A 13,351-nucleotide genomic window follows, 5' to 3' on the forward strand; every position below is an offset into this window, starting at 1 on the left:
CGGGAGTCGAGCATGACGCGGGGGGGGCGGGGTGTCGTGACCACGGGCGACCACATCGACTTCAGCCGGAGCACGTTCCAGGGCGACGCAATCGGCAAGGTGGTGTACCCGCAGTACGGCCCCGCACCCACCGCGACCTCCGCCCTGCCCTCCCCACCGGCCGCCTTCATAGGTCTGAGCGGCGTCGGCAAGACCGCGCCGGCCGTCCACACGGCGTACATCGCACGGGAACGCGGCTGGTTCCCCGGCGGCGCGGGCGAGCGAGTCGAGCAGGAAGGACTTGCCCTGCCGCCGCCGGAAGTGCACTTCCCTTAACGAATCCCCTTACGCGTAAGGCTGTTCGACAAGATCGCCTCCGTCAACGGTCCAAGGACCTCCGGCGGCAACGCATGCCCCATGCCCGGGATCTCCGTCAGGCGTGCGCCCGCGATCACCTGGGCCAGGTGCTGGGGGTGCGGGGGCGGGAACACCGGTTCTGCCGTGGCGGAGATGATCAGGGTGGGGATCTGCGTGGTGGCCAGTTCCTCGGTGCGGAGCATGTTCGCGTCGTCCGCCCTCGCGTGGGCCGTCGAGGCCACGTGGGTGCCGGTGTGGTTGATGATCCTGCGCTCCAGGGCGCGGAAGTAGTCGGCGTCAAAGGGGAGTTCGGTGCCGTTCAGGGCCTGCCAGTGTTCCGCCCTGCGGTCCAGTTCCGCCTCCAGGCCCTTGTCCTCGACCGGGCGTGACCACAGGTCCAGGATCTGGGGGGAGATGCCGGGGAGCTCGGGTACGGGGGTCTCGGTTCCGTCCGCGGCCCGGTACGGGGTGGTGCTCAGCGCGCAGGTGCCGATCAGCGTCGCGCTCAGTACGCGTTCGGGGTGGTCCGCCAGGACCAGCTGCGTCAGCATGCCGCCGAGCGACATGCCCACCAGGTGGGCCCGCTCGATGCCCAGGCCGTCCAGGACCGATATCGCGTCCTGCGCCAAGTCCGTTACGGGGTACGGGCGTTCGTCGAAGGTGGAGGTCGAGCGGCCCGTGTCCCGGTGGTCGTAGCGGATCACCTGGTGGTGGGCCGCCAGCGCTTCGACCAGGGGGTCGGGCCAGCCGAGCCCCGAGGCCTGCGCGCCCATGATCAGGAGCAGCGCGGGGGCGTCGGGCGCGCCCCGCCGTTCAGTCCACAGCCGCACGCCGGGGGCGACGTCCACGTACTGCTCCTGGGTCTGGGGGGTCGATTCCTTCATGGGGACTCCAGTGCTAGCCGTGACGGTACGAGACGTATCGTCTCGCTGAAGTGGCGTCGCGTCAAGCGGTAGGTCAAGGGGGAAGCGGTCCCGGCCCCTTGCGTCGGCCCCCTCAGCCCTCCGTCAGCCGCGCCAAGTACTCGTCCACCAGCGCGATCTGCCGCTCGGCCGGGAACTCCCCCGGCGCGAACAGCGCCTGGACCACCAGGCCGAGCACGAAACTCTGGGCCGCCGCCGCCACATCCGCTGCCGGTGGAGCCTGCGGCAGTTCGCCCAGGGCTTGGGCCTCCGCGATGTGCTCGGTCATCCGCTCGCGGCCCAGGCGGTAGCGCGCCGCGTGCTCCTCCGCCAGTTCCGGGTCGGAGAGCGCCACGTCCCAGGAGCCCACCCAGATGCGGTTGCTCGCCGCGCCCTCCGCGTCCAGGGGAAGGATGTCCAGGAGCCGGGCCCGCAGCATCACCAGGCCCGACGCCGCACCGGCCTGTTCCGCCGCAGGGCGGGCGCGTTGCGCTGACCGGCGGTCGAGCACCTCCAAGGCGTGGCGCACCAGGGCCCGCTTGCTCGGGAAGTAGTGCGTCAGGAGGCCGGTGGTCGCCCCCATCTCCGTGGCCACCGCGCGCAGCGTGAGGCCACCGAAGCCGCGCGCCGCAAGAACCCGCCACACCGCCTGGGAGACCTCGGTCCGGCGGGCGTCATGGTCTCCACGGGCTGGCGTCATACCCGGTAGGGTACATACCCAACGTTCGTTACGTACCTCTGTGCCTCGTACCCGTACCTCGTACCTAGGACCCGCCATGTACGCCATACCGCTGACCGAGAGTGCCGAGCTCCGCCTCCTGGAGCCCTGGCAGGCCGACGAGTTCCTCGCCCACATCGACCGGGCCCGCCCGCACACCGACCCGTGGATCCCGTGGGCCACACGCTCCACCGATGCGGAATCCGCCCGCGCCACGCTCCAGGTCTTCGCGGACAAGCAGGCCAACGACGCCGGGCGGATCTACGGGATCTGGCTGGACGGCACCCTGGTCGGCGGCGTGATGTTCGTGCAGTTCGACGCCGAGCGCGGCAACTGCGAGATCGGCGTGTGGACGGAACCCGCGGGCGAGGGCCGCGGGCTGATCAGTGCGGGCGTACGGCATTTGATCGCGTACGCCTTCGGTGAGCGCGGGATGCACCGGATCGAGTGGTGGAACAGCGCGGGCAACACCCGCAGCAGGGCCGTCGCCCAGCGGATGGGCATGCACCTGGACGGCACCCTGCGGGACCAGTCCTTGTACCGCGGGGTCCGGCACGACATGGAGGTCTGGTCGCTGCTCGCGCACGAGTGGCGCGGCGGCGAGACCGAGCCCGAAGCCGCCTAGAACCCGCCCCCGAAATCGCCGCCCCCACCGAAGTCCCCGCCCCCGCCGAAGTCTCCGCCGCCCCCGAAGTCCCCGGGGTCGAAGTCCGACCCGGAGTAGTCGCCGCCGTCGTAGCCGGAGCCCGCCCCGAAGTCGCCGTACCCGGAGCCGTAGTCCGCCGCGTACGCGGGGCTCGCCATCATGCTGCCCAGCATCGTGCCGATGAGCAGGCCCGGCAGGATGCCGCCGCCGAAGTAGCCGCCTGCCCAGGGGCCGTAGGCGGGGCCCGCCTCCCAGTAGGGGCGGCGCTCTCCGGAGTCCGTGGCGACCGTGCGGGCCAGCGGTTCCTCGCCGTCGGCGAGGCGGGTGGCGTCGGCGAGGCACACCGGGACGGAGCGCTCGGCGCCGCCCGGCGGTGCCCACTGGGCGTCCTTGACCGAGGGGCCGTGCCGGGGGTCGAAGAAGCAGGGGGCGCGGCGCTCCGGCAGTGGCCTGCCCTCACGGCGCGCGGCCAGCAGAGCGAGCGAGAAGCGGCCGTCCTCCAGTGCCTGGGTGACGCCGCGGACCTCCTCGGGGCGCTCCGCCGCCGCCATGTAGGACTTGGCCTTCTCGTACGAGTCAAGGGCCCGTTCGTAGTCCGCGCGCATCGTGTCGTCCGCGCCCGCCTCTGCGGGGTGGAAGTCGAGGCGGTCGAGCTCTTCGCCGTACGCCGTGATGTCCTCGTCGACCACGACCCGCAGCTTCTCCAGGGCCGCCCGCTGCTCGTCCGCCTTGCGCCGGCGGTTCCTGCTGACGACCGCGTACGTCGCACCGGCACCGGCCACGAGCACCACACCGACGCCGATCAGGGCGCCCACGGGAACGCCGTCGTCGGAGCCTGTTCCGGCCCAGGAGGACGGTGCCGTGCCGTTCGCGTCCTTGATGGCCTGGTCGACGAAGGCGTTGAGCTGGGTCTTGGTGTTGGTCTCGTCGCCGTAGGTCTGCACGAGGTTGGAGATCTCGTTGTTGTTCAGGACCTGCGGGTCGGCCTTGGCGTCGAACTTGTCGCCGAGCCTGATGGCGTAGGCACCCGTCACCCCGGTCTCGGTCCGGAGGTCGCGGAAGAGGTCCTGCTGGGGGAAGTCGGCGGGCAGCACCGCCACGAAGACCGGCTTGTCGGCATCCTCGATCTTGTTCGCGAGGGCGTCCGCATCGGCCCCGGACAGCTGGTCCGAGGCGGCCGGATCGACGTACACCGGGCTCTTCTCCCAGGCCTCCGCGATCACCGGGACGCTCGTGGCCGCCGCGGCTCCGGGCGCGGCCGTCAGCGACACGGCCCCCAGGGAGACGAGAAGGCCGGACAACGCGACAAAAATGCGCTTCGTCCCATTCTTCCTCATACTTCGAAGCTAACTCAGCCGGGCCCCGGACGGACGTCCGGAGCCCGACTGTTTTCACTTCGTCATAGCTTGTTCGTCAGCGCTTGGATGAGACCGCATCTCACTCCACGGGCGTGACGCCCGCCCGCAGCAGTCCGAAGGTGTACGCGTCCTCGAGCGCCTGCCACGACGCCGCGATCACGTTCTCCGCCACGCCCACCGTCGACCACTCCCCCTCACCGTCGCTGGTGGAGATCAGTACGCGGGTCGTGGAGGACGTGCCGTGCTTGCCCTCCAGGATGCGGACCTTGTAGTCGACCAGCTCCATCTTGGCGAGCTGGGGGTAGATCCGCTCGAGCCCGACCCGCAGCGCACGGTCGAGGGCGTTGACCGGGCCGTTGCCCTCCGCCGTGGCGACGATGCGCTCGCCCTTGGCCCACAGCTTCACCGTCGCCTCGTTGGCGTGCGTGCCGTCGGGCCGGTCCTCGACGATGCCTCGCCAGGACTCGACGCGGAAGTAGCGCCGGGGCCTGCCCTCCGCCTCCTCGCGCAGGAGCAGCTCGAAGGACGCGTCGGCGGCCTCGTACGTGTACCCCTGGAGCTCGCGCTCCTTGACCCGCTCCACGACCCGGCCGACCAACTCGCGGTCGTCGCCCAGGTCGACCCCGAGCTCCTTGCCCTTGAGCTCGATGGAGGCGCGGCCCGCCATGTCGGAGACCAGCATGCGGATCCGGTTGCCCACCAGGTCCGGGGCGATGTGCTGGTAGAGGTCCGGGTCGACCTTGATCGCGGAGGCGTGCAGGCCCGCCTTGTGGGCGAAGGCCGAGACGCCGACGTACGGCTGGTGCGTGGAGGGGGTGAGGTTGACGACCTCGGCGATGGCGTGCGAGACGCGGGTCATCTCGGTCAGCGCGCCATCGGGCAGCACCTTCTTGCCGTACTTCAGCTCCAGGGCGCCGACCACGGGGAAGAGGTTGGCGTTGCCGACGCGCTCGCCGTAGCCGTTGGCCGTGCACTGGACGTGGGTCGCGCCCGCGTCCACGGCGGCCAGGGTGTTGGCGACGGCGCAGCCCGTGTCGTCCTGGGCGTGGATGCCGAGCCGGGCGCCGGTGTCGGCGATGACGGTCGCCACGATCGCCTGGATCTGCGCGGGGAGCATGCCGCCGTTGGTGTCGCACAGGACGACGACGTCGGCGCCGGCCTCGGCGGCGGTGCGTACGACGGACTTGGCGTACTCGGGGTTGGCGCGGTAGCCGTCGAAGAAGTGCTCGCAGTCGACGAAGACGCGCCGCCCCTGGGAGACGAGGTAGGAGACGGTGTCACGCACCATCTCCAGGTTCTCCTCAAGCGTGGTGCGCAGGGCGAGCTCGACGTGCCGGTCGTGGGATTTGGCGACGAGCGTGATGACGGGGGCGCCGGAGTCGAGGAGTGCGTTGACCTGCGGGTCCTCGGCGGCCTTGGCCCCCGCGCGGCGGGTGGCGCCGAAGGCGACGAGCTGGGCGTGCCGGAAGTCGATCTCTTGCTGTGCGCGGGCGAAGAACTCGGTGTCGCGGGGGTTGGCACCCGGCCAGCCGCCCTCGATGAAGCCCACGCCGAAGTCGTCCAGGTGCCGGGCAATGGTCAGCTTGTCCGCGACGGTCAGGTTGATTCCCTCGCGCTGCGCGCCGTCGCGCAGCGTGGTGTCAAAGACGTGGAACGCATCGTCGGGTGTGCTGGTTTCCGTCATGCTGATCTGGCTCCTGTGTCGGATCTCGGTCTACCGGAATGACCGGCTCCACCGCCTCAATGATCCCTCGCGCTCCGCGTCCGGCTGCAGTTGGGCCAGGAAACGAAAAAACCCCTCGTGGGTACGAGAGGTTTGCGCGCGGGTCTGAAGACGACGGTGTCCGCCCGTACATGGTGGTACGAGACGGTCACTGCGGACCGGCGCGCCTGCTGCCAATAATCATGGCGAACGAGAGCACGGAGGCAGCCTGCCACAGCCCGCACACACCCCGCTGCCCCGTCTCACGATGCGGGCGGACGTGGACGGGCCGGTGCGGGCGGCCCGTGGCCGGACACCACCCGCACCGGTGAAGAGAGTCAGCGCATGTGGCGTACGAAGATGTCGTAGCCGTCGTTCGTGTCGCCGCTCAGCAGGGTCGCGTCGGCGGAGTAGAAGGCGATCCGCCCGCCGCTCGCCGAGATGGCGCCGGGGGCGACCTTGGCCGATGCCGTGCCGCCCGTGGTGTCCGGGCTGATCAGCGTGGTCGTGCCGGTCTTCAGGTCCCGCAGGTAGGCGGGCCACTCCTTGCCGTACTCGGAGCCCGGCTCGGCAAGCTCCGTCATGAAGGTGAGCAGGCGGCCGTTCGCGCTGATCGCGGGCGAGCGGGTGTAGGCCTCGCCGGGGCCGCCCTGGGTGCCGTGGATCCGCTGGTTCTTCCCGGTGGCGATGTCGTGCACGAAGACGTTCCAGGCGGCGTCGTTGTCGTCGGGGACGAGATGCGTGTCGCGCGACTCGAAGACGACCTTGCGGCCGTCACCGCTGATCGACGGTTCGAGGGACTCCTTCTCGGTCTCCGATCCGTCGTACGAGCGGTCCACCTCGGTCAGCTCGCCGGTCGTGCGGTCGCGCAGCCACACATCGCTCCAGTCGTCGCCGCGCGGACCGTTGGTGTAGTTGCGGGCGTAGACCACGCGGCTGCCGTCGTCGCTGACGGTCGCCGAGTGCGAGGCGCGCGGCTCCCAGGTGTCGTTCGGCTGGCTGATCCGCTCGGTGGTGCCGGTCCTGCGGTCGCGCAGGAAGACGGTGCTGCCGTCGTCGCGGTGATCGGTGTCGAAGACGGCGTACCGGGCGTCGGCGCTCAGCGAGACGCCGCCCGCGCCGGTGCCGTCGAAGCCGTCGGGCAGCTCGACGTCGAGGCGCTCGGTCTTCTTGGTCCTGCGGTCGTAGAGCCGGACGTCGGAGTCCGAGTAGTTGCCCGCGGGCGAGGAGAGGAACGCGACGTAGCGGCCGTCTGCGCTCAGGGACGCGCCCCTGACCTCGCGGCCCTCAAGGGCGAGGCGTTCCGTCTTTCCGGTGCGCAGATCGCGTACGAAGATGTCGCGGAGCCCGTTGGTGTCGCCTGCGGTCAGGTCGGTGGCCTCGGAGTCGAAGGCCGCGTACCGGCCGTCCCTGCTGAGGGCCGCCCCCGATGAGCGGTCATTGGCCGCCTTGCCGTCCGCCGTGACGCTGACGCCCTCCGTGCGGGGCGCGGCGTCGGCGCCGGGTGCGGCGAAGGCGGCGGGCAGGGTGGTGACGGTGACCGCGGCGACGACGGCCACTGCGGTGAGCGCGATGCGCTTGCGGTGGTTCCCGGACATGGTCAAGTCCCCCGTGGTTTCTCGTGGTTGGTGGTTCATTTGCTTGGCCTGAGGTGGCGATCGCGCCGCCGTCGGCGCTCACCTCGCGGTCCGCAGAAAGACGTCCGACACTCCGTTGGTGTCGTCCGGCACCAGATCGGGTGACGCCGCTGCGAAGGCCACGACGGTGCCGTCGTGGTTGACCGAGGGCTCACCCGCCGCGAGGCCGTTGCGGCCGCCCATGCGGTCGACGCTGATCAACTGGGTCTTCCCTGTGGCCAGTTCGAGTCCCTGTCGTTCCCCCCCCGGCCCGGCACCGAGGGCACACGGGGATACAAGCGCACCCTCAGGCTCTGCGCAATCCGCTGGATTGCGTACAACCTGGACGGGGGGCTAGGCGTCCGTGGGGGCCAGCGCGTCGTCCAGGAACTCCCGTACGTGCGCGAGGATCTGGTCCCGGCCCGTGCCCCGAAGTCCGATCGCCACGTGGATGGAGAACCCGTCGAGCAGCGCACGCAGCCGGGCCGCGAACCGGTCGGGGTCCAGCGCCCCGAACTCGCCACGCGACACGCCCTCGGCGAGCAGCGCCACCAGGTCGCGGTGCCAGGCGCTCTCGATGGCGACCTGCCGGTCGCGCTCGTCCTCGTCGGCGTTCAGGGAGCGGTTCCAGACCTCGAGCCAGAGCGTCCAGTGGGGGTCGCCGGGGGCGTCGGGGACGTACAGATCCACGTATGCGTCGAGCCGCTCGCGGGCCGTGCCGCGGCGGGCGAGCAGCCGGCCGCGCTCGGCGCCGAGCGCGGACTCGCTCCACTCCAGGGTGCGCAGGAGCAGCTCGTCCTTGGTGCGGAAGTAGTAGAGGAGGTGGCCGCTGCTCATGCCGACCTCGCGGCCGAGCGCGGCCATGGTCAGTTTCTCCAGGCCGCGCTCGGCGATCATCTCCATGGCCGCGGCGAGGACGTCCTCGCGCGGCGGTGCGTTCTTGCGCGCACGGGCTGTCCCGGCCATGGGGTACTCCTAGATCACACCTTCGGCTGCTGCTGGGTGATGCAGTGGATGCCACCACCCCCGGCAAAGATCGTACGGGCGTCCACGAGTGTCACCGTCCGGTCGGGGAAGAGACGGCGGAAGATGCCCGCCGCGATCTCGTCGTTCGGGTCGCCGAAGGAGCACAGGACGACGCCGCCGTTGCAGATGTAGTGGTTGATGTAGGAGTAGTCGACCCAGCCCTCGTCGTCCGCGAGGACGGTCGGCGCGGGCACCTCGACGATCTCCAGGGTGCGGCCACGCGCGTCCGTCTGCCCCCGCAGGATCCCGATGATCTCCTTGCTGACCTCGAAGTCGGGGTGGGCGGGGTCCTGCTGCGTGTGCACGAGAACCACGCCGGGCGCGGCGAACGCGGCGACGATGTCGACATGGCCGCGGGTGCCGAAGGTGCCGTAGTCGCCGGTCAGGCCGCGCGGCAGCCAGATGGCCTTCGTGGTTCCGATGCGGGCGTGGATCGCCTCCTCGGCCTGCTCGCGGGTCAGGCCGGGGTTGCGGCCCGGGTCGAGCTGGACCGTGTCGGTGAGCAGGACAGTGCCCTCGCCGTCGACGTGGATGCCGCCGCCCTCGTTGACCAGCGGCGAGGAGTGCACCGGCACGCCCGCGATGTCGGCGATGTGCCGCGCGATCTTCGAGTCGTGCTCCCAGCGGGCCCAGTCCTGGCCGCCCCAGCCGTTGAACACCCAGTCCACGGCGGCCAGTCGGTCACCGTCGCGGACGAAGGTGGGGCCGATGTCGCGCATCCACGCGTCGTCCAGGTCGCGCTCCACCAGCTCTATGTCCACGCCGAGCAGTGCGCGTGCGGACTCGCTCTGGCCGGTGCCGACGACCATGGTGACGGGCTCGAAGCGGCGCACCGCGCGGGCCACGTTCGCCCAGGCCGTGCGGCCCTCGGCCAGCTCCTCGTCGTTGGTGAAAGTGGGGTTGGGGCCCGGCCACGCCATCCAGGTGCGCTCGTGCGGGGCCCACTCGGCGGGCATACGGAAAGTCATCGCGGGGTCCTCACAGGAGTCACAGGAAGTACAGGCGGTTGAGGGAGACCGAGTCGGCGGGCTCGGAGCGGACCGGGTCGCCGTCGAGCGTGACCAGGCCGGAGCGCTGGTCGACGTCCACGGCGCCGGTGCGGGAGTTGAGGCGCAGATCGGCGGGGCCGATGCCGCGGGTGCCGCGGACAGCGACGCGGCGGCGCCGGGTGAGCATCTTGTCGTTGCCCTGGTCGACAGCGGCCTGGGCGACGAAGGCCACCGAAATGTCGGCGGGCGTCGCGCCGTGAGCCCCGAACAGCGGGCCCAGGACGAGGGGTTCGCAGGTGTCCGTCGCGGCGTTCGGGTCGCCCACGACGCCGTACGCGGGGAAGCCGGACTTGAGGACGAGCTGCGGCTTGGCGCCGAAGAACTCGGGGCGCCACAGCACGATGTCGGCGAGCTTGCCGACCTCGATGGATCCGACCTCGTGGGCCAGGCCGTGCGCGATGGCGGGGTTGATGGTCAGCTTGGCCATGTAGCGCAGGACGCGCGCGTTGTCCACGTCGGCTTCGTCCCCGCCGTCGCCGTCCATGGGGCCGAGCTCGGCCTTCATCTTCCCGGCCATCGCGAAGGTACGGCGTACGGTCTCACCGGCCCGCCCCATGCCCTGCGCGTCGGACGAGGTGATGCCGATGGCGCCCAGGTCGTGCAGCACGTCCTCGGCACCCATCGTCCCGGCACGGATTCGGTCGCGGGCCATGTGGGCGTCGCCCGGCAGGTCCGTCTTCAGATCGTGGACGGAGACGATCATCCCGTAGTGCTCGGCGACGGCGTCCCGCCCAAAAGGCAGGGTCGGATTGGTGGAAGACCCGATGACGTTCGGGACGCCCGCCATCTTCAGGACGTTCGGCACATGACCGCCACCGCAGCCCTCGATGTGGAAGGCGTGAATCGTCCGCCCTTCCAACACCTTCAGGGTGTCCTCGACCGACAGACACTCGTTCAACCCGTCGCTGTGCAGGGCGACTTGGACGTCATGCTCCTCAGCGACCCGCAACGCCGTATCCAGGGCGCGGGTGTGCGCGCCCATGTCCTCGTGCACCTTGAAGCCGGACGCGCCGCCCTCGGCGAGCGCCTCGACCAGCGGGGCGTCGTGCGAGGACGAACCCCGGCCCAGGAAGCCGATGTTGACCGGCCAGGCGTCGAAGGCGTTGAACGCGTGCCGCAGCGCCCAGGGCGAGTTGACCCCGACACCCCACACAGGACCGAACTCCTGGCCGATGATCGTGGTGACACCGGAGGCCAGCGAGGCCTCCATGATGCGCGGCGACAGCAGGTGGACGTGCGTGTCCACGGCTCCGGCGGTGGCGATGAGCCCCTCGCCGGACACGATGGACGTACCCGTGCCGACGACGACGTCGACCCCGTCGAGCGTGTCCGGATTTCCCGCTCGCCCGATGGCGTGGATACGGCCTTCCCTGATGCCGATGGACACCTTGCGGATGCCCTGCACGGCGTCGATCACCAGGACGTTGCTGATCACGACGTCGCAGGTCTCGCGGACCGCCGCGGCCTTCAGGTGCAGTCCGTCGCGGGCGGTCTTGCCGAACCCCGCGAGGAATTCGTCGCCGTACTTCTGCGCGTCGGACTCCACACGGACGGTCAGGCCCGAGTCACCGAGCCGGACCCGGTCGCCCGCGCGGGGCCCGTGGGTGGAGGCGTACGCGTACGGATCGATGTTCTGTCCGGTCATCGGTCAGCTCCCAGGTAGCCGCAGGCCCCGGCCCTGCGCAGGGCCTCTTCCTTCGCGCCGGGCGCATCAAGGGCGCCGTCCACCAGTCCGGCGAAGCCGATCGCGACACGGTCGCCGCCGATCGGCACGAGCCCCACGTCGACGCTCTCGCCGGGCCCGAAGCGCACGGACGACCCGGCGGGGACCGCGAGCCGCATGCCGTACGCGGCCGAGCGGTCGAAGTCGAGCCGGGGGTTGGCCTCGAAGAGGTGGAAGTGCGAGGTGACGGAGACGGGCACGGTGGCGGTGTTGTGCACGGTCAGCGTCACGGCGGGGGTGAGCTCCGCGTGCTCGGGCCCGGGCAGCAGCGCGCCGGGCGCCTCGCTCCCCAGACCCGCGCCGATCGGCTGGGACACGACAGCGAGCCGGGAGCCGTCGTCGAAGACGGCCTCCACATGCACCTCGGTCACCACGTCCGCCACACCCGGCAGCACGTCGTCGGGGCCGAGGACCGCCCGCGCGTGTTCGATGGCCTCGGCGAGTCTGGCCCCGTCGCGGGCCGCCTCGCACACCGTGTCCGCGATCAGCGCGGTCGCCTCGGGGACGTTGAGCTTGAGGCCGCGCGCCTTGCGGGCCCTGGCGAGCTCGGCGGCCCCGAAGAGCAGCAGCCGGTCGCGTTCCGTGGGGGTAAGTCGCACGACACCACACCTCCGTCTTTAGAGCATCACTCTAACCATGAGATTCATTGCACGGAAGCATTGACGTCCGAGCTTGACTCAGTTCACATAGAGCGGCACTCAAACAGTCGAACGGCGACCCTGTGTGCGCAGGCCGCCACCCTCGAGCGTCAGGGGCACCCTCATGCCGATAGAACAGCGCGGAGTCGACACCATCCCGGACGGGGAACGCACCAGCGGTCCTCGTGATCTCATCTCGATCCTGCTCGGATCCAATCTCTGCCTCGGAGTGATCATCTTCGGGTGGCTGCCGGTCTCGTTCGGCCTGGGCTGGTGGGCCTCGGTCAGCGCGGTGGTGGCGGGCACGGTGATCGGCACGGCACTGACCGCGCCGCTCGCCCTCGTCTCGCTCCGCACCGGTACGAACCTGTCCACGTCCTCCGGGGCCCAGTTCGGCGTGCGCGGCCGCCTGGTCGGCTCGATCGTGGGCCTGCTGCTCTCCCTCGGCTACACCGCGCTGACGATCTGGATCGGCGGCGACGTCATGGTCGGCACGCTGCACCGGCTCGTCGGCCTTCCGGTCGGCGGCCTCTCGTACGGAATCGTGTACGCGCTGCTCGCCGCGGCCACCGTGGCGGGCGCGATCTACGGCTACCGGGTGCTGCTGCGGCTCTCCCGCATCCTGGCGGTGGGCATGACCGCCCTCCTGATCCTCGGGACCGTGGCCTTCGCCCCCGACTTCACCACCTCGGCGCTCCCCGACGCGGGCGGCTACCTGCTCGGCTCCTTCTGGCCGACCTGGCTCCTGGCGCTGGTGGCGGCGGGCCTCTCAGGACCCATCGCCTTCATCACCCTCCTCGGCGACTACACCCGCTACATCTCCCCCGAGCGGCACAGCTCGCGCTCGGTGCTGCGGGCGGCATGGGTCGGCCTGCTCGCCGGGCTTCTGGTGCCACAGCTCTTCGGTACGTTCACGGCGTACGCGGCGCGGGCGGCGCTCGACTACGCGGGGCCGCTGGTGTCCGCGTCCCCCGGCTGGTACCTGATCCCACTCCTGCTTGCCGCGTCCGCGGGATCGGTCGGCAACGCGGGTCTGATGCTGTACTCGATGGGCCTCGACCTGGACGCGATCCTGCCGCGGGCGTCCCGCGCCCGGGCCACGTACACGGTCGCCGTCGTCGCGACGGCGTGCGTCTTCGTGGGCCACTTCGCGTGGGAGGCGGCGGACGCGATGACGTCCTTCGTCCTGCTCCTCACGGCGATCGGTACGCCGTGGGCCGTGATCACCCTCATCGGCTTCGCCCGCTGCGGGGGCGTCTACGACGCGGACGCCCTCCAGGTCTTCAACCGCCGATCCAAGGGCGGGAGTTACTGGTACAGCTCCGGCTGGAACATCCCGGCGACGGCGTCCTGGGCGCTGGGCGCGGCGGTCGGCGTTGCCGCGGTCGCCCTCCCCACGTACGAGGGCCCGCTGCTGCCCCTGACGGGCGGGGTGGACTGCAGCTTCCTGCTGTCGGGGGTGGTGGGCGGCCTGGCATACCTCGCCCTGGAACGCCGCCCGCAGGGAGCGCCCCAAAGGGGCGCGGGGAACTGCGCGACCGGCCAAGACGAACCCGCAGCCGAGAACGCACCGGCAAAAGCCTGAACACGAAAGCGGGGCCCGGCGAATTATCGCCGGGCCCCGCTTCACGTACCGC

At 70.8% G+C, this 13,351-nt stretch carries 13 protein-coding genes; 3 read left to right on the forward strand and 10 right to left on the reverse strand.

Features of this window, described 5'->3' with window-relative positions:
• The first annotated feature begins 12 nt into the window (after positions 1 to 12).
• Entirely contained in the window at positions 13 to 315 is a 303-nt protein-coding gene (locus AB0O76_RS23780) for a hypothetical protein (RefSeq protein WP_365494678.1), read from the forward strand.
• Here the strand turns inward: AB0O76_RS23780 and AB0O76_RS23785 are convergent.
• Both AB0O76_RS23785 and AB0O76_RS23790 read right to left on the reverse strand, forming a co-directional pair.
• The gene (locus AB0O76_RS23785; protein WP_365494681.1) at positions 312 to 1,220 is read right to left on the reverse strand and encodes an alpha/beta hydrolase; all 909 of its coding nucleotides are present in this window, start codon (positions 1,218 to 1,220) and stop codon (positions 312 to 314) included. The two genes, AB0O76_RS23780 and AB0O76_RS23785, sit on opposite strands and share 4 nt — an antisense overlap.
• A 112-nt stretch (positions 1,221 to 1,332) precedes the next feature.
• Complete coding sequence (locus AB0O76_RS23790) at positions 1,333 to 1,938, reverse strand: TetR family transcriptional regulator C-terminal domain-containing protein (RefSeq protein WP_365494684.1); 606 nt, start codon at positions 1,936 to 1,938, stop codon at positions 1,333 to 1,335.
• A gap of 76 nt (positions 1,939 to 2,014) precedes the next feature.
• On the opposite strand from AB0O76_RS23790, the gene AB0O76_RS23795 reads away from it, so the two are divergent.
• The gene (locus AB0O76_RS23795) at positions 2,015 to 2,581 is read left to right on the forward strand and encodes a GNAT family protein (protein ID WP_365494687.1); all 567 of its coding nucleotides are present in this window, start codon (positions 2,015 to 2,017) and stop codon (positions 2,579 to 2,581) included.
• On the opposite strand, the gene AB0O76_RS23800 is transcribed toward AB0O76_RS23795, so the two are convergent.
• From AB0O76_RS23800 to ureA, 8 genes are all read right to left on the reverse strand, one after another.
• Complete coding sequence (locus tag AB0O76_RS23800; protein WP_365494689.1) at positions 2,578 to 3,939, reverse strand: hypothetical protein; 1,362 nt, start codon at positions 3,937 to 3,939, stop codon at positions 2,578 to 2,580. The genes AB0O76_RS23795 and AB0O76_RS23800 overlap by 4 nt on opposite strands.
• Before the next feature lie 100 nt (positions 3,940 to 4,039).
• The gene (gene cimA / locus AB0O76_RS23805) at positions 4,040 to 5,644 is read right to left on the reverse strand and encodes a citramalate synthase (RefSeq protein ID WP_365494692.1); all 1,605 of its coding nucleotides are present in this window, start codon (positions 5,642 to 5,644) and stop codon (positions 4,040 to 4,042) included.
• Between the two features lie 356 nt (positions 5,645 to 6,000).
• Positions 6,001 to 7,260, reverse strand: a complete 1,260-nt coding sequence (locus AB0O76_RS23810) for a hypothetical protein (RefSeq protein WP_365494695.1) — start codon at positions 7,258 to 7,260, stop codon at positions 6,001 to 6,003.
• A gap of 78 nt (positions 7,261 to 7,338) precedes the next feature.
• On the reverse strand, positions 7,339 to 7,500 hold the full coding sequence (locus AB0O76_RS23815; RefSeq protein WP_365494698.1) for a hypothetical protein: 162 nt from the start codon (positions 7,498 to 7,500) through the stop codon (positions 7,339 to 7,341).
• A 132-nt stretch (positions 7,501 to 7,632) separates the two neighbouring features.
• Positions 7,633 to 8,244 carry a TetR/AcrR family transcriptional regulator gene (locus AB0O76_RS23820; protein WP_365494701.1) on the reverse strand — a complete coding sequence of 204 codons (612 nt, stop codon included), beginning with the start codon at positions 8,242 to 8,244 and terminating at the stop codon, positions 7,633 to 7,635.
• 14 nt (positions 8,245 to 8,258) lie between these two features.
• Positions 8,259 to 9,272, reverse strand: coding sequence for an agmatine deiminase family protein (locus tag AB0O76_RS23825; RefSeq protein WP_365494704.1), 1,014 nt, complete (start codon positions 9,270 to 9,272; stop codon positions 8,259 to 8,261).
• 19 nt (positions 9,273 to 9,291) lie between these two features.
• Complete coding sequence (locus AB0O76_RS23830) at positions 9,292 to 10,998, reverse strand: urease subunit alpha (protein ID WP_365494707.1); 1,707 nt, start codon at positions 10,996 to 10,998, stop codon at positions 9,292 to 9,294.
• Positions 10,995 to 11,675 carry an urease subunit gamma gene (gene ureA / locus AB0O76_RS23835; RefSeq protein WP_365494709.1) on the reverse strand — a complete coding sequence of 227 codons (681 nt, stop codon included), beginning with the start codon at positions 11,673 to 11,675 and terminating at the stop codon, positions 10,995 to 10,997. The genes AB0O76_RS23830 and ureA overlap by 4 nt, the downstream gene beginning before the upstream one ends.
• 163 nt (positions 11,676 to 11,838) lie before the next feature.
• Here ureA and AB0O76_RS23840 point away from each other — a divergent pair, with 163 nt between their 5' ends.
• Positions 11,839 to 13,299 carry a cytosine permease gene (locus AB0O76_RS23840; RefSeq protein ID WP_365494712.1) on the forward strand — a complete coding sequence of 487 codons (1,461 nt, stop codon included), beginning with the start codon at positions 11,839 to 11,841 and terminating at the stop codon, positions 13,297 to 13,299.
• The last annotated feature ends 52 nt before the right edge of the window (positions 13,300 to 13,351 follow it).

It is taken from the genome of Streptomyces sp. NPDC086554 (assembly GCF_040686095.1).
Taxonomy (GTDB): Bacteria; Actinomycetota; Actinomycetes; order Streptomycetales; family Streptomycetaceae; genus Streptomyces.

What these genes read in the sequence shown, in the direction of transcription:
- AB0O76_RS23780 (WP_365494678.1), top strand. Translation starts at nt 13, where the DNA reads ATGACGCGGGGGGGGCGGGGTGTCGTGACCACGGGCGACCACATCGAC.
- AB0O76_RS23785 (WP_365494681.1), bottom strand. Translation starts at nt 1,220, where the DNA reads ATGAAGGAATCGACCCCCCAGACCCAGGAGCAGTACGTGGACGTCGCC.
- AB0O76_RS23790 (WP_365494684.1), bottom strand. Translation starts at nt 1,938, where the DNA reads ATGACGCCAGCCCGTGGAGACCATGACGCCCGCCGGACCGAGGTCTCC.
- AB0O76_RS23795 (WP_365494687.1), top strand. Translation starts at nt 2,015, where the DNA reads ATGTACGCCATACCGCTGACCGAGAGTGCCGAGCTCCGCCTCCTGGAG.
- AB0O76_RS23800 (WP_365494689.1), bottom strand. Translation starts at nt 3,939, where the DNA reads ATGAGGAAGAATGGGACGAAGCGCATTTTTGTCGCGTTGTCCGGCCTT.
- cimA (WP_365494692.1), bottom strand. Translation starts at nt 5,644, where the DNA reads ATGACGGAAACCAGCACACCCGACGATGCGTTCCACGTCTTTGACACC.
- AB0O76_RS23810 (WP_365494695.1), bottom strand. Translation starts at nt 7,260, where the DNA reads ATGTCCGGGAACCACCGCAAGCGCATCGCGCTCACCGCAGTGGCCGTC.
- AB0O76_RS23820 (WP_365494701.1), bottom strand. Translation starts at nt 8,244, where the DNA reads ATGGCCGGGACAGCCCGTGCGCGCAAGAACGCACCGCCGCGCGAGGAC.
- AB0O76_RS23825 (WP_365494704.1), bottom strand. Translation starts at nt 9,272, where the DNA reads ATGACTTTCCGTATGCCCGCCGAGTGGGCCCCGCACGAGCGCACCTGG.
- AB0O76_RS23830 (WP_365494707.1), bottom strand. Translation starts at nt 10,998, where the DNA reads ATGACCGGACAGAACATCGATCCGTACGCGTACGCCTCCACCCACGGG.
- AB0O76_RS23840 (WP_365494712.1), top strand. Translation starts at nt 11,839, where the DNA reads ATGCCGATAGAACAGCGCGGAGTCGACACCATCCCGGACGGGGAACGC.